The 20,385-nt window shown below is 64.7% G+C and carries 18 protein-coding genes, 1 tRNA gene and 1 riboswitch; of the genes, 11 read left to right on the top strand and 8 right to left on the bottom strand.

From position 1 onward, the window contains the following. Positions 1–44 precede the first annotated feature (44 nt). On the top strand, positions 45–1,361 hold the full coding sequence (gene gltX, locus TQ29_RS10030; protein WP_037208210.1) for a glutamate--tRNA ligase: 1,317 nt from the start codon (positions 45–47) through the stop codon (positions 1,359–1,361). 72 nt (positions 1,362–1,433) lie between these two features. Here gltX and TQ29_RS10025 read toward each other — a convergent pair whose 3' ends face one another. After that, complete coding sequence (locus TQ29_RS10025) at positions 1,434–1,994, bottom strand: gamma-glutamylcyclotransferase family protein (RefSeq protein WP_054539041.1); 561 nt, start codon at positions 1,992–1,994, stop codon at positions 1,434–1,436. Positions 1,995–2,067: 73 nt separating this feature from the next. After that, a riboswitch (glycine riboswitch) is annotated at positions 2,068–2,156 on the top strand. A gap of 139 nt (positions 2,157–2,295) precedes the next feature. On the opposite strand from TQ29_RS10025, the gene gcvT reads away from it, so the two are divergent. From gcvT to gcvP, 4 genes are read left to right on the top strand one after another with little or no spacing between them, the layout of a single operon-like run. Beyond that, positions 2,296–3,426 carry a glycine cleavage system aminomethyltransferase GcvT gene (gcvT, locus tag TQ29_RS10020; protein ID WP_054540397.1) on the top strand — a complete coding sequence of 377 codons (1,131 nt, stop codon included), beginning with the start codon at positions 2,296–2,298 and terminating at the stop codon, positions 3,424–3,426. Between the two features lie 12 nt (positions 3,427–3,438). Continuing rightward, positions 3,439–3,798: a glycine cleavage system protein GcvH gene (gene gcvH, locus TQ29_RS10015; protein WP_037208206.1), complete on the top strand. Its 360-nt coding sequence runs from the start codon at positions 3,439–3,441 to the stop codon at positions 3,796–3,798. Then, positions 3,795–4,145 (top strand): VOC family protein, encoded by a 351-nt coding sequence (locus TQ29_RS10010; RefSeq protein ID WP_054539040.1) that lies wholly within the window; start codon positions 3,795–3,797, stop codon positions 4,143–4,145. Before gcvH ends, TQ29_RS10010 begins: the two co-directional genes overlap by 4 nt. Before the next feature lie 13 nt (positions 4,146–4,158). Then, positions 4,159–7,011 carry an aminomethyl-transferring glycine dehydrogenase gene (gene gcvP, locus TQ29_RS10005; RefSeq protein WP_054539039.1) on the top strand — a complete coding sequence of 951 codons (2,853 nt, stop codon included), beginning with the start codon at positions 4,159–4,161 and terminating at the stop codon, positions 7,009–7,011. A 203-nt stretch (positions 7,012–7,214) separates the two neighbouring features. Here the strand turns inward: gcvP and TQ29_RS10000 are convergent, their stop codons facing one another. Continuing rightward, positions 7,215–7,400 carry a hypothetical protein gene (locus tag TQ29_RS10000; protein WP_054539038.1) on the bottom strand — a complete coding sequence of 62 codons (186 nt, stop codon included), beginning with the start codon at positions 7,398–7,400 and terminating at the stop codon, positions 7,215–7,217. A 95-nt stretch (positions 7,401–7,495) separates the two neighbouring features. Between TQ29_RS10000 and trxC the strand changes: the two genes are divergently transcribed. Beyond that, on the top strand, positions 7,496–7,942 hold the full coding sequence (gene trxC, locus TQ29_RS09995) for a thioredoxin TrxC (RefSeq protein WP_054539037.1): 447 nt from the start codon (positions 7,496–7,498) through the stop codon (positions 7,940–7,942). Positions 7,943–7,977: 35 nt separating this feature from the next. Next, positions 7,978–8,053, top strand: a tRNA-Ala gene (locus TQ29_RS09990). A 187-nt stretch (positions 8,054–8,240) separates the two neighbouring features. Here the strand turns inward: TQ29_RS09990 and ettA are convergent. The 3 genes from ettA to TQ29_RS09975 form a co-directional block, all read right to left on the bottom strand. Beyond that, complete coding sequence (gene ettA / locus TQ29_RS09985; protein WP_054539036.1) at positions 8,241–9,896, bottom strand: energy-dependent translational throttle protein EttA; 1,656 nt, start codon at positions 9,894–9,896, stop codon at positions 8,241–8,243. A gap of 132 nt (positions 9,897–10,028) precedes the next feature. Then, positions 10,029–10,877, bottom strand: a complete 849-nt coding sequence (locus TQ29_RS09980; protein ID WP_082386597.1) for a VPLPA-CTERM sorting domain-containing protein — start codon at positions 10,875–10,877, stop codon at positions 10,029–10,031. A 162-nt stretch (positions 10,878–11,039) separates the two neighbouring features. Continuing rightward, positions 11,040–11,630, bottom strand: coding sequence for a hypothetical protein (locus TQ29_RS09975; protein WP_054539034.1), 591 nt, complete (start codon positions 11,628–11,630; stop codon positions 11,040–11,042). 366 nt (positions 11,631–11,996) lie between these two features. Here TQ29_RS09975 and TQ29_RS09970 point away from each other — a divergent pair, with 366 nt between their 5' ends. Further along, positions 11,997–12,599, top strand: a complete 603-nt coding sequence (locus TQ29_RS09970; RefSeq protein ID WP_054539033.1) for a nicotinate-nucleotide adenylyltransferase — start codon at positions 11,997–11,999, stop codon at positions 12,597–12,599. Between the two features lie 109 nt (positions 12,600–12,708). Next, positions 12,709–14,160 (top strand): D-alanyl-D-alanine carboxypeptidase/D-alanyl-D-alanine-endopeptidase, encoded by a 1,452-nt coding sequence (gene dacB / locus TQ29_RS09965; protein WP_255353422.1) that lies wholly within the window; start codon positions 12,709–12,711, stop codon positions 14,158–14,160. A gap of 10 nt (positions 14,161–14,170) precedes the next feature. Here dacB and TQ29_RS09960 read toward each other — a convergent pair whose 3' ends face one another. Next, positions 14,171–14,593: a tellurite resistance TerB family protein gene (locus tag TQ29_RS09960; RefSeq protein ID WP_054539031.1), complete on the bottom strand. Its 423-nt coding sequence runs from the start codon at positions 14,591–14,593 to the stop codon at positions 14,171–14,173. 115 nt (positions 14,594–14,708) lie between these two features. Here TQ29_RS09960 and TQ29_RS09955 point away from each other — a divergent pair, with 115 nt between their 5' ends. Further along, positions 14,709–16,289 carry a lysine--tRNA ligase gene (locus TQ29_RS09955; RefSeq protein ID WP_054539030.1) on the top strand — a complete coding sequence of 527 codons (1,581 nt, stop codon included), beginning with the start codon at positions 14,709–14,711 and terminating at the stop codon, positions 16,287–16,289. A 3-nt stretch (positions 16,290–16,292) separates the two neighbouring features. On the opposite strand, the gene TQ29_RS09950 is transcribed toward TQ29_RS09955, so the two are convergent. Continuing rightward, complete coding sequence (locus tag TQ29_RS09950) at positions 16,293–17,198, bottom strand: CHAD domain-containing protein (RefSeq protein WP_054539029.1); 906 nt, start codon at positions 17,196–17,198, stop codon at positions 16,293–16,295. Between the two features lie 260 nt (positions 17,199–17,458). Between TQ29_RS09950 and TQ29_RS09945 the strand changes: the two genes are divergently transcribed. Beyond that, positions 17,459–19,774 (top strand): glycosyl hydrolase family 28-related protein, encoded by a 2,316-nt coding sequence (locus tag TQ29_RS09945; protein WP_328705647.1) that lies wholly within the window; start codon positions 17,459–17,461, stop codon positions 19,772–19,774. A 53-nt stretch (positions 19,775–19,827) separates the two neighbouring features. On the opposite strand, the gene TQ29_RS09940 is transcribed toward TQ29_RS09945, so the two are convergent. Then, a complete protein-coding gene (locus TQ29_RS09940; RefSeq protein WP_054539028.1) occupies positions 19,828–20,319 on the bottom strand; it encodes a HugZ family protein in 492 nt (163 codons plus the stop codon). Positions 20,320–20,385 lie beyond the last annotated feature (66 nt).

Below are 20,385 nucleotides of genomic sequence, written 5' to 3'. Positions count from 1 at the left end.
ATGCCGCGCGTCTGTGAAACAGCAGCGGCCAACAGGAGACTGCCATGACCGTTACCCGTTTCGCCCCGTCGCCCACCGGCTATCTGCATGTGGGCAACCTGCGCACCGCGCTGTTCAACTTCCTGATCACCCGCAAGGCGGGCGGCAGTTTCATCCTGCGGCTCGACGATACCGACCCGGAGCGCTCGAAGCAGGAATATGTGGACGCGATCCAGGAAGATCTCGAATGGCTGGGCATCACGTGGGACCGGATCGAGCGTCAGTCTCTGCGGCTCGACCGTTACGCCGAGGCCGCCGACAGGCTGCGCGCGGCGGGCCGGTTCTACGAGTGTTTCGAGACGCCGACCGAGCTGGATCTGAAGCGCAAGAAGCAGCTGAACATGGGCCGGCCGCCGGTGTATGACCGGGCCGGGCTGGCGCTGTCGGACGCTGAGAAAGACAAGCTGCGCGCCGAACGGTCGGGCCACTGGCGCTTTCTGCTGGATCACGAACGGATCGAATGGGCCGACGGGATTCTGGGCGATATCTCGATTGATGCGGCGTCGGTCTCCGACCCGGTGCTGATCCGCGGCGACGGGCAGGTGCTCTATACGCTGGCCTCGGTGGTGGACGACACGGAAATGGGGGTGACCCATGTGGTGCGCGGATCCGATCATGTGACCAACACCGCCACCCAGATTCAGATCATCCGGGCGTTGGGCGGCGCGGTGCCGGAATTTGCGCACCACTCGCTGCTGACCGGCCCGCAGGGCGAGGCGCTGTCCAAGCGGCTGGGCGTGCTCAGCCTGCGCGATCTGCGCGCGCAGGGGGTGGAACCGATGGCGCTGTTGTCGCTCATGGCGCGGCTGGGATCGTCGCAGCCGGTGGAGCTTTGCGCCTCGATCGACGAACTGGTGGCGGGATTCGACATCAGCCATTTCGGCGCGGCGCCGACCAAATTCGACGCCGATGACCTGTTCCCGCTGACCGCGCGGCATCTGCATGGCCTGCCCTTGGCGGCGGTGGCGGATGACGTTGCCGCGCTCGGGGTGCCCGGCGATATCGCCCCGCAGTTCTGGGAGGTGGTGAAGGACAATATCACGGTGAAGGCCGATATGGCCGCATGGTGGGATCTGTTCCGTAATGGCGCCGCGCCCGTGGTCGAGGAGGAGGACAAGGCGTTCGTCGCAGAGGCGCTCTCGCTGCTGCCCGAACCGCCTTATACGCCCGAAACCTGGGGCAGTTGGACGGCGGCGGTGAAGGAAAAGACCGGCCGCAAGGGCAGGGGGCTGTTCATGCCGCTGCGCAAGGCCGTGACAGGCCGGGCGAAGGGGCCCGAGATGGCCGATGTAATGCCGCTGTTGCAGAAGAAGCCGGGCTGACCGCTCAGCAGGCCCTGCGGCCCTTTTCGCCGGCGTGAGCGAGTAGGCCCGCGGCGGCTGACGAGCGCCCGGTCAGATCAGATTGGCCGACAGGCGCGAAAGCTGCCTGTCCACGAAGCGGCGCTCGTCATCATCAAGGCGCTGGTGCCGGGTATAGACCGGCGCGGCGCGGTCATCCCTGATCGGCGCGTCCCAGCCATCTGTGGTGTCGAAGAACCGCCGCGCGCCTTCCACGCCATATTCCCGCAGATAGCCCTGCACGACCACGTCGATATAGCTCAGCAGGATCGGGTGGCGCGTGTCGGGGTGATCGGAATGGCGGGGATGCACGGCATAGATTTGCACCGCCACCGGATGCGGCGCGTGATGCGCAAGCGGCCCCGATACCGGGTGCCGGTCATAGGCGCCCTCGCGCGTGTCGAGCGCGGCCCAGTCATGGCCCGGCACGGCGGCGATCAGCCCGTCGATCTCTTCCCCCGGCGCCTCATAGGCGGTCAGGAAGGCAAGCGGGCGCAGCACCGTGTGCCGCCAGGCCCGGCGCCAGCCGCTGACCCGCGCGGGAAAGGCGCGGGCATAGCCGTGGGTGGCCCGGTTCACGAGCGAGCCGTAGCCGAAGAAGAACGGATCCTGCATGGCGCATAATCTGGCGGCTGCCTCGGTGAATGCAAGGACTTGCCGCGTTGTGGCGCTTGATTTAGTGTTCACGCCATCTGCATCGGGAGAATCTGGGGAAACCCAGTGCCGAAGGAGCAACCGCCCCGGTAAACTCTCAGGCCAACGGACCGATGCAGAGAACAGAGCTCTGGAGAGTGGCGCTTGCGCCCGCCGAAGGGATAACGATCTCAGGCGACAGGACAGAGGGGGCATCGGTTTGGCGGTCTTTCGGGCCGCCGGTACGGTGCCGGCGCTGACCGGCGATGAAGGGGATGGCCGAATGTCGGAGCTGAAACGCACGGGGCTCTACGATCTGCATGTGGAACTTGGGGCCAGGATGGTGCCCTTCGCGGGCTATGAGATGCCCGTTCAATATCCACTGGGCGTGATGAAAGAGCATCTGCACTGCCGCGCGGCGGCGGGGCTGTTCGATGTCAGCCATATGGGGCAGGTGATCCTGCGGGCCCGTTCGGGCGTTCCGGCGGATGCGGCCACGGCACTGGAAACGCTGGTGCCGGTGGATGTGCTGGGCCTGAAGGAAGGGCGGCAGCGATACGGGCTGTTCACCAATGACGCGGGCGGCATCGAGGACGATCTGATGATCGCCGACCGGGGCGATCATCTGTTCCTCGTGGTCAACGCGGCCTGCAAGGAGGCCGATATCGCCCATCTGCGGGCGCATCTGTCCGACATCTGCGAGATCGAGGAAATCACCGACCGTGCGCTGCTGGCACTGCAGGGCCCGGCGGCCGAGGCGGTGCTGGACGGGCTGGTGCCCGGCGCGGCGGCGATGCGGTTCATGGATGTGGCGGTCATGCCGTCCGATTTCGGCACGCTGTGGATTTCCCGCTCGGGCTATACCGGCGAAGACGGCTATGAGATTTCGGTGGAAAACGCGCGGGCCGTCGCGTTCGCGCGGGCGCTGCTGGCGCATGAGGTGGTTCAGCCGATCGGCCTTGGCGCGCGCGATTCGCTGCGGCTGGAGGCAGGGCTTTGCCTTTATGGCAACGATATCGACACGACCACCTCTCCGGTCGAGGCCGCGCTGACCTGGGCCATTCAGAAGGTCCGCCGGCCCGGCGGCGCGCGCGAGGGCGGGTTCCCCGGCGCCGACCGTATCCTGCCCGAGCTTTCGCAGGGCACGACCCGCCTGCGCGTCGGCCTGCGCCCCGAGGGCCGGGCGCCGATGCGCGCGGGCACCGTGCTTTACGCCCTGCACGAGGGCGGCGCGCCGATCGGCGAGGTCACGTCGGGCGCGTTCGGCCCGTCGATCGGAGGGCCGATGTCGATGGGCTATGTCGCGTCCGGACATGCAGAGCCGGGCACCACGATCTATGGCGAGGTCAGGGGCAAGCGCCTGCCCGCCACCGTGACGGCGATGCCGTTCAGACCAAGCACCTACAAGCGTTGAGGGATCAGAGAGATGAAATTCACCGAAGAACATGAATGGCTGCGCGTCGAGGATGATGTTGTTGTCGTGGGCATCACCGAACATGCCGCCGAACAACTGGGCGATGTGGTGTTCGTGGACCTGCCCGAGGAAGGCACGACCGTCTCGAAGGACGACGAGATCGTGGTGATCGAAAGCGTCAAGGCGGCGTCCGACATTCTGGCGCCCGTCGATGGCGAGATCGTCGAGGTGAACGAGGCGCTGACCGACAACCCGGCGCTGGTCAACGAAGACGCGCAGGGCGAGGCATGGTTCTTCAAGATGAAGGTCGACGATCTGTCGGCGCTGGACGATCTGATGGACGAAGCCGCCTATAAAGACTTCATCGCGTGACGGTCCTTCGGACCGTTCCCAACCTCGCCACGCCCGATCCGGCCGGGCTGGCGGCGGTCTACCGCGATCTGTTGGGGCTGGAGCCGCTCATGGAAATGGCCTTCATTTCCACGCTGGGTGCCCCGGACGAGGCCCCGGTGCAACTGAGCCTGGCTGCCGAGGGCGGGTCCGGCACGGCGCTGCCCGCCATATCGGTCGAGATGGACGATCTGAACGACACGCTGGCCCGCGCCCGGGATCTTGGTGCCGCCATCGAGCCCGGCCCCGTGGACGAACCCCGGGGCGTGCGGCGCTTCTTTTTGCGTGATCCGGCGGGAACGCTGGTGAACATTCTGACTCATAGCTGAACCGGACGGACACATGCCCTTCAACCCCATCGACTACGACCCCTATGATTTCGCCAACCGCCGCCACATCGGCCCCTCGCCCGAGGAAATGGCCGAGATGTTCGGCGTCTTGGGGGTGGAAAGCCTGGATGCGCTGATCGACCAGACCGTTCCGAAAGCCATCCGCCAGGCGGCACCGCTGGACTTCGGCGCGCCGCTGTCCGAACGCGAGCTGCTGTGGCATCTGCGGCAGGTGGCCAGGAAGAACAAGGTTTTCACCACGATGATCGGACAGGGGTTTCACGGCACCGTCATGCCCCCGGCGATCCAGCGCAACATTCTGGAAAACCCGGCCTGGTACACCGCCTATACCCCCTATCAGCCCGAGATCAGCCAGGGCCGGCTCGAGGCGCTGCTGAACTATCAGACCATGGTCAGCGACCTGACCGGGCTGGAGATCGCCAATGCCTCGCTGCTGGACGAGGCGACGGCCTGCGCCGAAGCGATGACCATGGCACAGCGGGTGGCCCGCTCCAAGGCGACGGCCTTCTTCGTGGATGAAAACTGCCACCCGCAGAATATCGCCGTGATCTGCACCCGGGCCGAACCGCTGGGCATCGAGGTGATCGTGGGCGACCCGGCCACCGATCTGGATCCCGCAACAGTCTTTGCGGCGATCTTTCAGTACCCCGGCACCCATGGCCATCTGACCGATTTCACCGATGCCATCGCTGCCCTGCACGCGGCAAAGGCGCTTGGCATCGTCGCGGCCGACCCGATGGCGCTGTTGCTGCTGAAAGAGCCGGGGGCGATGGGGGCGGATATCGCGGTGGGCTCGACCCAGCGGTTCGGAGTTCCGCTGGGCTATGGCGGGCCGCACGCGGCCTATATGGCCTGCAAGGATGCCTATAAGCGTGCGATGCCGGGGCGGATCGTCGGCGTCTCCGTCGACGCGCGCGGCAACAAGGCCTACCGGCTGGCGCTGCAGACCCGCGAACAGCATATCCGCCGCGAAAAGGCCACGTCGAACGTCTGCACCGCGCAGGCGCTTCTGGCGGTGATGGCCGGGTTCTATGCGGTGTTCCACGGGCCGAAGGGGCTGAAGGCCATCGCCCAACGCATCCACACCACCACGGTGCGGATGGTGGAAGGGCTGGAGGCCGCCGGCTTCGCGGTGACGCCGAAAGCGTTCTTCGATACGGTGACGGTTGATGTCGGCCCGATGCAGGGCGTCATCTACGCGGCGGCGCAGGCCCGGCAGATCAACCTGCGCCGGGTCGGCACGACGAAGCTGGGCATCACGCTGGATGAAACCACCCGCTCGGCCACGATCAAGGATCTGTGGGCGGCCTTCGGCATCGCGCGCCGGGATGACCCCGCGACCGTCGAATTCCGCGTTCCCGAAGCGCTGCACCGGCAAAGCGATTACCTGACCCACCCGGTGTTCCACATGAACCGTGCCGAAACCGAGATGATGCGCTACATGCGCCGTCTGGCCGACCGCGACCTGGCGCTTGACAGGGCGATGATCCCGCTGGGCTCCTGCACCATGAAGCTGAACGCGGCGGTCGAGATGATGGCGATCTCCTGGCCGGAGTTTTCCAACATCCACCCCTTCGCCCCGGCCGATCAGGCACAGGGCTACGCTGAAATGCTGGAAAGCCTGAGCGCGATCCTGTGCCAGGCCACCGGCTATGACGCGATGTCGATGCAACCGAACTCGGGCGCGCAGGGGGAATATGCGGGGCTGCTGACCATCGCCGCCTGGCACCGGGCACAGGGGCAGGGGAATCGCGACATCTGCCTGATCCCGGTCTCCGCGCATGGCACCAACCCGGCGTCGGCCCATATGTGCGGCATGAAGGTGGTCGTGGTGAAATCATCCGCCAACGGCGATATCGACCTGGAAGATTTCCGCGCCAAGGCCGAGGCGGCGGGCGACAGGCTGGCCGCCTGCATGATCACCTATCCCTCCACCCACGGCGTGTTCGAGGAGACGGTGCGCGAGGTCTGCGAGATCACCCACAGATACGGCGGGCAGGTCTATCTGGATGGTGCCAACCTGAACGCGCTGGTCGGGCTGGCCAAACCGGGGGAAATCGGGGCGGACGTGTCGCACCTGAACCTGCACAAGACCTTCGCCATCCCGCATGGCGGCGGCGGCCCCGGCATGGGGCCGATCGGGGTCAAGGCGCATCTGGCGCCGTTCCTGCCCGGCCATCCCGATACGGGCGGGGCCGAAGGGCCTGTGTCGGCGGCGCCATACGGTTCGGCGTCGATCCTGCTGATTTCCTGGGCGTACTGCCTGGCGATGGGCGGCGCCGGACTGACGCAGGCCACCAAGGTCGCGATCCTGAACGCCAACTACATCGCCATACGACTGGAAGGCGCCTATGATGTGCTGTTCAAGGGCCGCGCGGGCCGGGTCGCGCATGAATGCATCCTCGACACGCGCCCCTTCGCCGACAGCGCCGATATCACGGTCGACGACATCGCAAAGCGCCTGATCGACAACGGCTTCCACGCGCCGACCATGAGCTGGCCGGTGGCCGGCACGCTGATGGTCGAACCCACCGAATCGGAAACCAAGGCCGAACTGGACCGGTTCTGCGACGCGATGCTGGCGATCCGCGAAGAGATACGCGCGGTGGAATCGGGCGAGATGGATGCCGAGAACAACCCGCTCAAGAACGCGCCGCACACGGTGGGGGATCTGGTCGCCGACTGGGCCCGCCCCTACAGCCGCGAACAAGGCTGCTTTCCGCCCGGCGCGTTCCGGGTGGACAAATACTGGCCGCCCGTGGGCCGTGTCGACAATGTTTTCGGCGACCGCCACTTGGTCTGCACCTGCCCGCCGCTGGAAGACTATGCAGAGGCGGCGGAATAGCGGTGCGCCTTCGGCGCAGGATATTCAACTATTGGGGCTCTGCCCCAAACCCCGGGATATTTTGACCAAAGCAACTGAGATAAATGACCCGGCCGGTCTTGCTTTGGGCGAAATATCCCCGCCGGAGGCACCTGAACCTCTTTCCAAAGGAAAGAGGTGAGGAAAAAGGCATGCGCCGCAGGCGCTCGTCAGGGTCAAACCGATCAAGCCTTGCGGCGTGGATGCAGGTCGCGTTCGCTGAAGCTTATGCCTCGTGCCGCCAGCCATTCGGTGAAATGCGCGGTCTTGGCCTCCAGCGAGCAGGTGCCGGTAAGGCAGTCGGGACCGCGGTTATAGTCTTCGCGCAGTCGAAGTTGCTGGTCCGAGTCAAGGTCATGCCAGGGGGTCATGGGGCGCCTCCGGTTGTGGCGGGGAGAGTTTGCCCTTGTGAAGGGGGTCGTGCAATACAATATATTCCTAATATTGAATTCAACGGAGAGACAAGATGGCCGACAGCCTGAAACTCGTTTGTCTTGAATGCGGCAGCACCAATCGGGTGCCGGAGGCCAGGCTGGGGGCCGGGCCGAAATGCGGGACTTGTGGTGCGAAACTGAATGATGGCAAGGTGCGCCCGCTTGATCTGAAGACCCTGCAAAAAAGCGCGCAGGCCGATGATCTGCCGTTGCTGGTGGATTTCTGGGCGCCCTGGTGTGGCCCGTGCCGGATGATGGCGCCGCAGTTTGCGCAGGCGGCTCAGGCATTGGCCCCGGGGGCGCGTTTGGCCAAGATCGATACGCAGGACCACCCCGACGCCTCGGCCAGGTTCAACATTCGCGGCATCCCGGCGTTGATCCTGTTTCAGAACGGTCGCGAGGTGGCGCGTCTGGCGGGGGCGCGGCCGGCGGCGGATATCGAGGCTTTCGTGCGCTCAAAGGCCAAGCTGCCCGCTTGACACCGGCGCGGCCATGCGCGAAATGGATTCTCGATGGGGCCGTAGCTCAGTTGGGAGAGCGCGTCGTTCGCAATGACGAGGTCGTCGGTTCGATCCCGATCGGCTCCACCATGAAAACACCCGCCTGGTTGTGAGAGCGTCGCTGGCCTGCGCGGCGCAGCGGCCCCTGTTTCACCGGGTCCAGCAACACCGGCTTTGGATGGCTGATCCTGTCTTGACGGATTGCCGCTGATCGACCGGGCCCGCGTCAGCGTGCTGCGGGGCCCGGTCGATCCGGTGGTTTGCGATCAATAAGGGCTCAGCGCGCAAACTTCTTATACTTCACCCGCTTCGGCTCGATGCTGTCCGGCCCCAGTCGCCGCACCTTGTCTTCCTCATAAGCCTCGAAGTTGCCTTCGAACCATTCCACATGGGCGTTGCCTTCGAAGGCGAGCATATGAGTACACAGGCGGTCGAGGAAGAACCGGTCGTGCGAGATGATGACGGCACAGCCGGCGAAATCTTCCAGCGCCGCTTCCAGCGCCTGCAACGTTTCCACATCCAGATCGTTGGTCGGTTCGTCAAGCAGCAGCACGTTGCCGCCTGCCTTAAGCAGCTTGGCCATATGAACCCTGTTGCGTTCGCCGCCCGACAGAAGGCCCACTTTCTTCTGCTGGTCGCCGCCCTTGAAGTTGAACGACGAACAATAGGCGCGGCTGTTGACCTGCGCATCGCCCAGTTCGATGATCTCGGCGCCGCCGGAGATTTCTTCCCATACCGTTTTATCGGGGTCGAGCGCGTCGCGCGACTGATCCACATAAGAAAGCTGTACCGTATCACCGTAGCTGACGGTGCCACTGTCGGGCTGTTCCTGCCCGGTCAGCATGCGGAACAGCGTGGATTTGCCGGCGCCGTTGGGGCCGATCACGCCGACGATGCCGCCGGGGGGCAGGGCGAAGGACAGATCCTCGACCAGCAGCTTGTCGCCATAGGCTTTCTTCAGGTTCTCGACCTCGATCACCTTGCCGCCAAGGCGTGGGCCGTTGGGGATGATGATCTGGGCGCGCGACAGTTTCTCGCGCTCGGACTGGCCGGCGAGTTCTTCATAGGCGTTGATCCGGGCCTTCTGCTTGGCCTGACGGGCCTTGGCGCCGGCGCGGATCCATTCCAGTTCGCGCTCCAGCGTCTTTTGCTTGGATTTGTCTTCGCGGGCCTCCTGGGCCAGGCGCTTGGCCTTTTGCTCCAGCCACGCCGAATAGTTTCCTTCGTAGGGCATGCCGCGGCCACGATCGAGCTCGAGGATCCAGCTGGTGATGTCATCCAGGAAATAGCGGTCATGGGTGACGCAAAGGATCGTGCCCTTGTATTCGATCAGGTGCTTTTGCAGCCAGGCGATGGTTTCGGCATCCAGATGGTTGGTCGGTTCGTCGAGCAGCAGCATGTCGGGCGCTTCGAGCAGCAGCTTGCACAGCGCCACGCGGCGCTTTTCGCCGCCCGACAGGTTGGCGGTGCCGGCATCGTCGGGCGGGCAGCCCAGGGCCTCCATCGCCACGTCGATCTGGCTGTCGAGATCCCACAGGTTCTCGGAATCGATCTGATCCTGCAGCTCCGCCATCTCGTCGGCGGTTTCGTCGGAATAGTTCATCGCCAGTTCGTTGAACCGGTCGAGCTTGGCCTTCTTCTCGGCCACGCCCAGCATGACGTTTTCGCGGACGTTCAGCGCTTCGTCGAGCTGGGGCTCCTGCGGGAGATAGCCGACCTTGGCGCCCTTGGCGGCCCATGCCTCGCCCGAGAAATCCTTGTCGATCCCCGCCATGATGCGCAGCAGGGTGGATTTACCGGCGCCGTTGACACCGACCACGCCGATCTTGACGCCGGGCAGGAAGGAAAGCCGGATATTCTCGAAGCATTTCTTGCCGCCCGGATAGGTCTTGGAGACCCCGTCCATGTGGTAGACATATTGGTAAGATGCCATGGGTGCCGCTCCTCGGATTCCGGTTTGTCGTGATGTAGCGGCTCTGCGGTGCCGCTGCAATCCCGGGGGCGGAAATGCAGAACGGCGGCCGCCGGGGCCGCCGCCGTTTTTCTTGGGCCGGATCGGCCGTCTTCAGCTGGCCTTGCGCCGGCGGCGTCCGACCAGCGGCAGGGCGCCAAGCCCGGTGACCAGGATCAGCGCCGAGGCGGGCAGGGGCACAGCCGCCACGGAAAGGGCGGTGACAGAGGCGGCCGTCGTGACCGGGCCGAGGAAGAACCGGCTGGCGCCGCCTTCGAAGTTGACGGCGATTTCACTGCCATCGGCCAGGCTCAGGCTGGTGGGCATGTCATCCCAGGTCAGCCAGCCCGCCCCGGCGCCAAACGCGATCTTGCCGGCCAGGAACCAGGCGCCGCCGCTTCCTTCGCTGGTGACCGAGAACGTCGGGTCGGTGAAGGCCAGCGTCGCGGTAATGTCGAACTGCCGGGCAGGCGCGCCGGTGGCGCCGTCAACGTCGAAATCGATGAAATCGAACGCGTAGGTTTCGCCTTCGGTCAGGCTGAAGCTGGCCGGCGTGCCGAAGCCGCTGGCCAGGCTTGCCGATACGCCGCAACTCGTCAGCGTACACAATCCTCCGCCGCCCGACTGATCCGTGATCTGTACGGAGGAGTTCGATACGTCGAAAGTCAGGTCAACGGTGGCGGCATCTGCGGCACCGGCAATGCTGAATGCCATGGTGCCGGCCGCGATGATCGCGAGAGCTTTGTGTTCCATTTTCAGTCCCAAAATTTGTTTACCAGAATTTCGCCCGAGCGGCGTGTGGGCCGACGGGCGACGCGAAATGGCTATTGCTTTAGGGCTAAAATGTTTGCCTGAAGCTTGGCTGGCCCCTTCAGGGTAGTGCTGCGTGGGCTGCGCGACAAGTGTTTTTGAAGTGTTTTTGCGATGCCGGTTCAGGGCTTGTGTTTTCGTCAACAATGGCATCAGGCGCGGTCCATTGTTGCGGTTTTGGGGGCAAGCGTTCCGCGTGACAGCAGGCACTCCGATCAGGGCTCTGGCTTGCGGATTCGTGGATGCGCGGGCGTTGGCACAAAGTGAAACGGCGGCCGTGTGGCCGCCGTCAAAACCGAAATGTCAGAGCAGAGATCAGGCTGCTTTGCGGCGGCGGCGGCCAACCAGCGGAAGCAGGCCAAGCCCGCTGCCCAGAAGCAGCGCCGCGCCCGGAAGCGGAACGATGCTGAGCAGGGTCACGGTCGCGGTGGTGACGCCCTTGGAGCCGATCACGGTGAAGCCGTTTTCGAAATCAACCGACACCTGGCTGCCGTCGGCAAGGGTGACGGTGGCCGGGACGCTGGACCAGGCGAGCGAACCGCCGGTGACGGCGCCGATGTTGAGCGTCGAGATCGTGGCAACGCCGGTATCGCTGACGCTGCCCAGGCCGGCCGGCGCCGAGAAGGCGAGGGTAGCCGAAACATCGTAGTCGCCCGTGCCGGTATCGTCGATCGTGTAGAACTCGGCGAAATCGAAGGTGTAGGATTCACCCGGTGCAAGACTGAACGATCCGCCGAACCCGCTGGCCAGGCTGGCCTGCGTGCTGCAGTAGCCGACGGTGCAGGACGAGAGCGTGGCGGACACGCTGGAGGCGGCGGTGTCGATGGTGAAATCAATTGTCGAGGCTTCGGCGGCACCAAGTGCCATTGTGCCGGCAGCCACAAGCGCGAGAGTAAATTTTTTCATGACGTGTTACCCGTTTCAGTTTGTGCCACACCAAAACCCCGGTACGGCAAATCATATTCCAATGTACAAATCGCAAGGTTCGATACCTGCCATTGCGATCACTGTACCAGCAGATTGATCATAATTCAAAATCTATGAGCGCTAGTCTCTGATATTGCAGCCAAAAATGCCGCAATAACCGTTGCAATTTGCGAATTTCCACATTGAAACCACATCTCTGACAAAGAAATGCGGAATTGCGCAAAAACTGGGCGGTCTGAGAGAATCACCTGCGCCGCAATTCCGCGCTTTCTGTCCAGCGGTAATTGACAGCAGGCCGCGCAATGGCCGAAGTAGCGCCGGGGAGCCGGAAAAGGGAGGGTTTTCGTGCGATATCGCCTGCCTTTTGCGGCAAGGGGCCAGATCATCGGATTGCTGGGCGGCTCGTTCGACCCGGCCCATGAAGGGCACGCCCATATCACCCGCGAGGCGCTGAAGCGCTTTGGCCTCGACAAGGTGTGGTGGCTGGTCTCGCCGGGAAACCCGCTGAAGACGGAAGGGCCGGCGCCTCTGGAAAAACGGCTTTCCGCCGCGCGGGCGGTGATGGAGCACCCGCGGGTGAGTGTCACCGATTTCGAGGCGCAGATCGGCACGCGCTATACCGCCGAGACGCTCGAGGCGCTGCTGACGCTCTATCCGGGTGTGCGCTTCGTCTGGCTGATGGGGGCCGACAACCTGGCGACGTTTCATCACTGGGACCGGTGGGACTGGATCATGGAGAACGTCCCGATCGGGGTGATCGCGCGGCCGGGGCAGCGGCTGACGGCGCGGATGTCAAAGGCGGCCGACCGCTATGCAAAATACCGCGTGCCGGCGCGGGCCTCCACGCTGCTGGGGCGTTGCCCGCCGCCGGCGTGGTGCTTTGTGAACATTCCGATGGTGAACATTTCATCCACCGAAATCCGGGCCCGTGGCGGATGGCGCCGGTAGCGTCGGAAACAGGGCCCCGCACGGGCGGTTCTGCTTGCCCGCGCCGGGGGGATTTGCTTCACTTCGCGCCATGACAAACGGGCACATTCGGGTTTCGCGGCGATGGGTTGTGGCATGCCTTCTGGCAGGTGCCGCCGATCGGGCCTTTGGCCTGCCGCTGAGCCATTCTCCGCGCCCGGAATTGCGGCCCGCGGGCCCGGTTGCCTCCGGCGCCGACGCGCTGATCGAAGCGGCGCGGCTGGGCGGTAAGATCGGCTTCGTGGTGGCCGACGCCCGCACCGGCGCGGTGCTGGAGGCGCGAAACCCCATTCTGCGGCTGCCGCCCGCCAGCACCGCAAAGGCGGTGACCACGCTTTACGCATTGGCAAAGCTGCCCCCCGACTATCGGTTCCAGACCCGGGTTCTGGCCACCGGCCCGGTTCGGGGCGGGCGAGTCGAGGGCGATCTGGTTCTGGCGGGAACCGGCGATCCGGTGCTGGACACCGACACGCTGGCCGGGCTGGCGGCGGGGCTGAAGGCGGCGGGCGTGCGCGAGGTGGCCGGAAAGTTCCGCTATTTCGCCGGGGCGTTGCCGCATCTGAAGGTGATCGACCCCGAACAGCCCGACCACGTGAGCTATAATCCGGCGGTGTCGGGGCTGAACCTGAATTTCAACCGGGTTCTGTTCGAATGGCACCGTGCATCGGCGGGGTGGGACGTGACGATGGACGCCCGCAGCAACAGCTACCGGCCTCGGGTCGGCATGTCGCGGATGCGGGTGGTGAACCGGCAGAGCCCGATCTACACCTATGACGACCGGGCCGGCACCGATGACTGGACCGTCGCCAGCGCGGTGCTTGGCAATGGCGGCAGCCGCTGGCTTCCGGTGCGCAAGCCGGCGCTTTATGCGGCCGAGGTGTTTCAGACGCTGGCCCGGTCGCACGGGATCGTCCTGCCGGCGCCGGTGGCGGCCCCGGCGCTGCCGCAAGGCGCGGTGATCGTGGCGCATGACAGCCCCGTGCTGCGCGAGCTGCTGACCGATATGCTGAAGTATTCCACGAACATGACCGCCGAAGTCATCGGCATGACGGCGACATATGCCGGGGGCGGTCACCCGGTTTCGCTGTCGGGCTCGGCGGCGGCGATGAATGATTGGCTGGGCGAGACGCTGGGCATCCGGCGCGCGCGGTTCGTGGATCATTCCGGGCTGGGGTCGGGATCGCGGATCGCGGCGGCGGATATGGTCAAGCTGCTGGTGGCGGCGGGGGCGGACGGGCCGCTGCGGCCCCTGATGAAACCCGTGTGGTTGCGCGATGCGAAGGGGCGGCCGGTGAAGGATCACCCGGTGCGGATCCGGGCCAAGACCGGCACCCTGAACTTCGCCAGCGCGCTGACCGGCTATGTCACCACGGCTGATGGGCGCGAGCTGGCCTTTGCCACCTTCATGGCCGATGAGGAACGGCGGGCAAAACTGGACCGCGCCAGCCGCGAGCGCCCCAAGGGCGGGCGAAGCTGGGCCACGCGGGCCCGGACGCTGCAATTGAAGCTGATCGAACGGTGGGCGACGCTTTACGGCGCGTGAGCCGGGCGGCTCACAGGGTCATGTGCCGGGCCCGCGCGCCGCGTTCGATGGCGGCGCCGTGCAGGCGGTCGATGTTCAGCTCGTAGCGGATCTCTTCGAGCAGGCGCAGCTCGCTTTCCTTCAGCTTGCCGTCGGCGGCGGCCACGTCGCAGGCCATCGCATAGGCGGTTTCCGCCAGTTTTTCCGGCAGCGCATCGCGCACCAGGCCGAACAGCGCGTCCAGCCCGTCGACCTCTTCGAGCAGGTCAAAGACGGTCTGCGCGACAACGGCGATGCGATCGTCATCATAGCCGGCGAAGACGGGCAGGTGATTCACGATGCGCTGAATCGTCATCAATTCTGACGTTCGGATCGTTTCATCCGAGGCGGAAACCGCGATCATGATGGCGACAAGGCTGTCCTGTGCGGTCAGCGGCAGGGCGTTTAGTGTCATTCGGGCGTCCTTTGGGGTATGTGTTGCGGCGCAGAATATTGACGCGCGCCCGGCGGCACAATAGGTAGCGGGGCCGGTCGGGCACGGGGCCCGTCCGTGAGGAAAGTATAGCACCATGTCCGATCTGCGCGCCGCCGCGATGTCTTGCAAAGCCTGGCCCTTTGAAGAAGCGCGCCGTCTGCTCAAACGGTACGAAAAGGCGCCGCCCGAAAAGGGTTATGTGCTGTTCGAAACCGGCTATGGCCCCAGCGGCCTGCCGCATATCGGCACGTTCGGCGAAGTGGCGCGCACCACGATGATCCGCCGCGCATTCGAGGTGATTTCCGACATTCCCACCCGGCTGATCTGTTTTTCCGACGATCTGGACGGAATGCGCAAGATCCCCGACAATGTGCCGCAGCAGGAGATGCTGAAAGAGCACGTGCAAAAGCCGCTGACCAGCGTGCCCGATCCGTTCGGCGAATACGAAAGCTTCGGCCATCACAACAACGCCATGCTGCGCCGGTTCCTGGACACGTTCGGGTTTGAATACGAGTTCTACTCGGCCACCGATTTCTACAAGTCCGGCCAGTTCGACAAGGTGCTGCTGCGCGCCGCCGAACTCTATGACGACGTAATGGCCGTGATGCTGAAATCCCTGCGCGAAGAGCGGCAGCAGACCTATTCGATCTTCCTGCCGATCAGCCCCAAGTCTGGCCGGGTTCTGTATGTTCCGGTGAAGCAGGTGGACGCCGCCGCCGGCACCATCACCTTTGACGACGAGGACGGCGAAGAGATGACCCTGCCTGTCACCGGCGGCAATGTGAAGCTGCAGTGGAAGCCCGATTTCGGCGCCCGCTGGGCCGCGCTGGATGTGGATTTCGAGATGTATGGCAAGGATCATTCCACCAACACCCCGATCTACGACCGGATCTGCGAGATCCTCGGCGGGCGCAAGCCCGAGCATTTCACCTATGAGCTGTTCCTCGACGAGAATGGCGAGAAGATCTCGAAATCCAAGGGAAACGGGCTGTCGATCGACGAATGGCTGACCTATGCCTCGTCGGAAAGCCTGAGCTATTTCATGTATCAAAAGCCGAAGACGGCCAAGCGCATGTATTTCGACGTGATCCCCAAGGCGATGGACGAATATCATCAGCAGCTGCGCGCCTATGCCGATCAGGATATGGCGGCGCGGGTGAACAACCCGGTGTTCCATATCCATGGCCGCAACGTGCCGGTATCGAACATGGTGGTCCCGTTTTCGATGCTGCTGAACCTGGCGTCGGTGTCGTCGGCGGAAGACAAGGAAACCCTGTGGGGCTTCATCCGCCGCTATGCGCCCGACGCGCGTGCCGAGACGCATGCCGATCTGGATGCGGCGGCGGGCTATGCGGTGCGCTACTTCAACGACTTCGTGAAGCCCGGCAAGGTCTATCGCGCACCGGACGCCAAAGAGCGCGCGGCGCTGGAGGATCTGTTGGCCCGGTTGAAGGGCTGGGACGGCGGGCCGGATGCCGAAGCCTTGCAGAGCCTTGTGTTCGCTGTCGGCAAGGACCACGGGTTCGAGCCGCTGCGCGACTGGTTCAAGGCGCTTTACGAGGTGCTTCTGGGCGCGTCGCAGGGGCCGCGGTTCGGCGGGTTCATCGCGCTTTACGGCGTGGCGGAAAGCATCGCGCTGATCGAAAAGGGGCTGTCGGGCGAGTTGCTGGCCTGAAGATCAGCCGGACGTGCCCCGCCAGAGCTTCCACCAGGCACGCCATCTGCTGACCATCGCCTCGGCCGGTTCCGCATAGAGCCGGCCGCCGAGCGCCAGGGCCTGGGCCTGAAGCTCATCGCGCCGGGCCTCGATCATCCGGTCGAACGCATCCCACATTTCCGGCGTGTCGGGCAGGGAGGGTGCCTGCCGGATATGGGTTTGCAGCACGGTCAGGTCATGGTGATCGCCCAGCATCTCGCTCAGTTCCTTGGCGGCCTCTGTCTGTACGTCCATCGGGGCCGGCCAGATCGGGCTGAGCGCGCGGGCGTGGTACCAGTGGTATTTCACGCGCTTGCGCCATTCATGAACCCGCGCGTCTGACGGCGCCTCTGCGAAGGCCTTCATCGCGGCGCGGCCGCGCGTCCATGTCTGGGAGAGGCCGTCGGCGAGGGCGCCGAAACCCTTCTGTTCGATCTTCCAGCCCGTGGCGCGGTTTCGGATCGTCACCAGCGTGGCGCGGAACCCGGCAAGGTCGCGCAGGGTTTCCGGCGCGGCGGTGGCGTTTTCGCGGCCGCCTTCCAGAAAGGCCAGCACGGGCGCGAAACGGGTTTCGGTGCCCGGATCGGGGGAATGGGCCATCAGCTTGTGAAAGGTCTCGATCATGCCTTCGCGGTCGCGCAGCCCCGACAGGAGCCGGGCGGCATCGCGGATGGCGGCGTTTTCGCGGGCATAGCCGGGGAAGGCCGGGCGTACCAGCCGGATCAGGCCGCGCAGCTTTTTCGCGTGTTTGCGCACCTCGTGCACTTTTGTGTGCAGGTCCATCTGCGGATCGTCGATCTCTGCCAGTGCGGCGTCAATCTCTTCCAGCGCGATCCGGCGCACCGCCTTTTCCACGGATTTGTCCTTGAGGCGGAACATATAAGCCATTTTCTTTCCTTCCCGACCAACGGGTTGGGCGACCCGCGCGTTCCCTATTCATATAAGCGATCCGCAGCCGGTTTGCAGGCATGAACGGCCGCAATCCGCGTTTTTCCGATCCGGGCTTAAGCGCGCGTTAAGCCTTTTGTGTTAGCCCTTTGATCCGGCCCGGACCTGTGTCTCCGGGTGATCTCCTCACAGAGTGGCTGAAAATTGAGCGGCGCTTCGGCCCCCGGCGTTTCGGGCTGTCCGATGGGCCGGGTGCGCGCATGCGCGATTGGAAAGGGGTTTCGATGAACAAGGCAATTACCGACGGGCTTCTGCTGATGCCACCGGAATTCGCGAACGGGCTGGACGTCTGGTCGAGCGAGGATGGCGTGCCGGGGTCGGCGATCTATGAGGGGGCTGCGAATGCGGCGCTTGTCTCGGCGGATCAGGATTTCGGCGGGTGTCTGGAACTGTCGAAAACCGCCGTGACCCAGAAACTGCGCTATATGGGGCAGACACCGATCCTGCCCGGCTGTTACCTGCGGGTCACCGCGCGGGTGAAGGCGATCAGTGGCAACCTGCCGGATGTGCGCATCGCGGCCTGGGCGGGGGATGGCGGCGGCGGCCATGTGAGCGGGCTGACCGAGACAGGCGCCGCCACCACGCTGACCGCCTATGGCCAGGTGGAAACCGTGAGCGCGATCATCGGCACCGGCGCGCGCAGCGGGGTCGATATGGCCTGGGGCACCACGCCCATCTACGCCCATATCGGCCTTGATCTGACCGGCCCGACCGGCGGGGTGGTGCGGATCGACGATCTGGTGGTCGAGGATATCACCAGCGCCTTTCTGCGCACCATGATGGACTGGGTCGACGTGACCGATTTCGGCGCCGCCGGCGATGGCGTCACCGACGACCGCGCCGCGTTCGAGGCGGCGGATGCCGCGGCGGCGGGCCGGTCGGTTCTGGTGCCGGCCGGAACCTATTATCTTGGCGATCACGTCACCTTTGAAAACAAGGTGCGGTTCGAAGGCACGGTGGCGATGCCGCTGGACGCGCGGCTGACGCTGACCCGGAACTTCGATCTGCCAAGCTATATCGACGCCTTTGGCGACGAGCTGGAGGGGTTCAAACGCGCACTGGCGGTGCTGTTCAACTATTCCGACCATGACAGCCTCGACATGAAGGGGCGGCGGCTGGACATTGATCAGCCGGTGGATGTGCAGGCGGCGGTGGCGAACAAGAATACCTATGCGATCCGGCGGGTGCTGCGGAACGGGCAGATCAACGCCGTTGCCTCGGGCAACTGGAACACGGATGTCCATACCTCGCAGGCGAGCTATTCGACGTCGAACCCGCTGCAGCTGACCGGGGTGGCGAATGTGGCCAACATCCCTGTCGGCTCGCTGGTCGAAGGGCTGGGCGTGGGGCGCGAGATCTATGTGCTGAGCAAGAACGCCGGCGCGGGCACTCTGACCCTGAGCAAGCCGCTGTTCGATGCGGCGGGCACCCAGACCTATACGTTCAGGCGGTTCAAGTATCTGCTGGATTTCAGCGGCTTCGCCAGCCTCGACCGGTTCGTGCTGTCCGACATGGAATTGCAGTGCAACGGCGAGGCCAGCGGCGTGATGCTGGCCCCGGCCGGGCTGATCTTTCACATGCGCGACTGTTTCGTCACCAAGCCCAAGGATCGCGGCATCACCTCGATCGGCACGGGGTGCCAGGGGATGCTGATCGACCGGTGCCAGTTCCTGTCGAACGAGCAGACGCTGCGCGCGCAGGACCGGACCAGCATCGCGCTGAACGTGAATGCCAATGACAGCAAGATCCGTGACAACCGGGTGGTGCGCTTTGCCCATTTCGGGGTCTGGTCGGGCAGCGGACATGTCATCACCGCCAACCACTGGTTTCAGGGCGATAACGAAACGGCGGGCATTCGTCAGGCGGGGATCGTGCTGACCTCGACCAATGTGAAAACGACGATCACGGCGAATTACATCGACAACAGTTCGATCGAATGGACGAACGAGCATGACGAGGCGCCCGACCATTCCAATGAATACTCCTTTGGCGGGCTGACCGTGACCGGCAATATCTTCACGGTCAACGACGTGGCGCCGTGGTTCCGCTGGATGGTGGTCAAGCCGGTGGGGCCGGGGCATTACATCCACGGGTTCAACATGTCGGGCAACGCGTTCAAGGCGGTCAACGGCGATGTGGACAGGGTGGATATGGTCGATACCACCTATGCCGATCTGGACCGGGGCAGGATGCGCAACGTGACGGTGGGCGGAAATGCCTTTACCGGGGTGACGCAGGTGATCGCCAACCCGGTGATGCTGCAGTTCGACGTGAACACCGACGTCGCCACCTGGAACTGCGATTTCGCGGGCTTCCTGCCGTTTGACGGCCGGGCCCGCAATGCGGTTTCGGTGGTGGCCGAGGGGGCCATTCAGGATGGCGGCGGCGCGGTGGTCGCGGCCATGCCCTATGCCAAGGTCGAGAAGGGGGCCAACAAGTCTGAAATTCAGCTTGTCTGGCCGTCGCCCTGCCACGGGCGGGTCAATGTCACGGCGCGGATGGACAACGCCACCTGACCTGCGCGTTCTGACGTGTCTTGTATGCCCCGCGGTCTCTGGCCGCGGGGTTTTCACATGCCCGGCAGGTCGGACGGCTGCAGTTGATAGGCCTTGCCGAAACCGACGTTGAGATGCGCGCCCTGAATGTCGAACCGGACGAAGTGGAAATCGGCGAACCCGATATAGAGCCGCGCCTTGGGATGGGTGGCCAGGTAGTGCGCCGCCAGGGCGGCGTGTTCGGGCGCGTCGCGCGGCACGAAGCGGGCCGTGGCCATCAGGCTCAGGCGCGGGTGGGTCAGCGGATCGCCCGTCGGACCGGGTTCGCCCAGCAACAGCGCGCAGGACGGATCGGCGCGCAGCGCCCTGGTGTGATGCGCAAGCTCTGACACGAAGCTGAGCGGCGCACCCTGCGGCGTCTGCCCGATGGCGATGCGCGAGACATAGGGGTGGCCGGTTTCGGGATCGCGCACCGCCAGGGCGCCAAAGCGGGCCTCGCGGATCAGCGCCCGGGCCAGCGCGCGCGCGTCTTCATCTGTCGGGCGTATCGGGTTTTCTTTTGGCATGTGTTTGCTCGGCTGAATTTCCGCTATCCTGCCCCCTGCGCCGCGGCCTGCACAGAGTCGGGCGCC

The organism is Actibacterium sp. EMB200-NS6 (assembly GCF_001305615.1).
In the GTDB taxonomy this organism is placed as follows: domain Bacteria; phylum Pseudomonadota; class Alphaproteobacteria; order Rhodobacterales; family Rhodobacteraceae; genus Actibacterium_A; species Actibacterium_A naphthalenivorans.
The sequence above is the reverse complement of the archived record's forward strand: the minus strand, read 5'-3'. Positions and strand labels throughout refer to the sequence as shown.

What these genes read in the sequence shown, in the direction of transcription:
- gltX (WP_037208210.1), top strand. Translation starts at nt 45, where the DNA reads ATGACCGTTACCCGTTTCGCCCCGTCGCCCACCGGCTATCTGCATGTG.
- TQ29_RS10025 (WP_054539041.1), bottom strand. Translation starts at nt 1,994, where the DNA reads ATGCAGGATCCGTTCTTCTTCGGCTACGGCTCGCTCGTGAACCGGGCC.
- gcvT (WP_054540397.1), top strand. Translation starts at nt 2,296, where the DNA reads ATGTCGGAGCTGAAACGCACGGGGCTCTACGATCTGCATGTGGAACTT.
- gcvH (WP_037208206.1), top strand. Translation starts at nt 3,439, where the DNA reads ATGAAATTCACCGAAGAACATGAATGGCTGCGCGTCGAGGATGATGTT.
- gcvP (WP_054539039.1), top strand. Translation starts at nt 4,159, where the DNA reads ATGCCCTTCAACCCCATCGACTACGACCCCTATGATTTCGCCAACCGC.
- TQ29_RS10000 (WP_054539038.1), bottom strand. Translation starts at nt 7,400, where the DNA reads ATGACCCCCTGGCATGACCTTGACTCGGACCAGCAACTTCGACTGCGC.
- trxC (WP_054539037.1), top strand. Translation starts at nt 7,496, where the DNA reads ATGGCCGACAGCCTGAAACTCGTTTGTCTTGAATGCGGCAGCACCAAT.
- ettA (WP_054539036.1), bottom strand. Translation starts at nt 9,896, where the DNA reads ATGGCATCTTACCAATATGTCTACCACATGGACGGGGTCTCCAAGACC.
- TQ29_RS09980 (WP_082386597.1), bottom strand. Translation starts at nt 10,877, where the DNA reads ATGCCATTGTTGACGAAAACACAAGCCCTGAACCGGCATCGCAAAAAC.
- TQ29_RS09975 (WP_054539034.1), bottom strand. Translation starts at nt 11,630, where the DNA reads ATGAAAAAATTTACTCTCGCGCTTGTGGCTGCCGGCACAATGGCACTT.
- TQ29_RS09960 (WP_054539031.1), bottom strand. Translation starts at nt 14,593, where the DNA reads ATGACACTAAACGCCCTGCCGCTGACCGCACAGGACAGCCTTGTCGCC.
- TQ29_RS09955 (WP_054539030.1), top strand. Translation starts at nt 14,709, where the DNA reads ATGTCCGATCTGCGCGCCGCCGCGATGTCTTGCAAAGCCTGGCCCTTT.
- TQ29_RS09950 (WP_054539029.1), bottom strand. Translation starts at nt 17,198, where the DNA reads ATGGCTTATATGTTCCGCCTCAAGGACAAATCCGTGGAAAAGGCGGTG.
- TQ29_RS09945 (WP_328705647.1), top strand. Translation starts at nt 17,459, where the DNA reads ATGCGCGATTGGAAAGGGGTTTCGATGAACAAGGCAATTACCGACGGG.
- TQ29_RS09940 (WP_054539028.1), bottom strand. Translation starts at nt 20,319, where the DNA reads ATGCCAAAAGAAAACCCGATACGCCCGACAGATGAAGACGCGCGCGCG.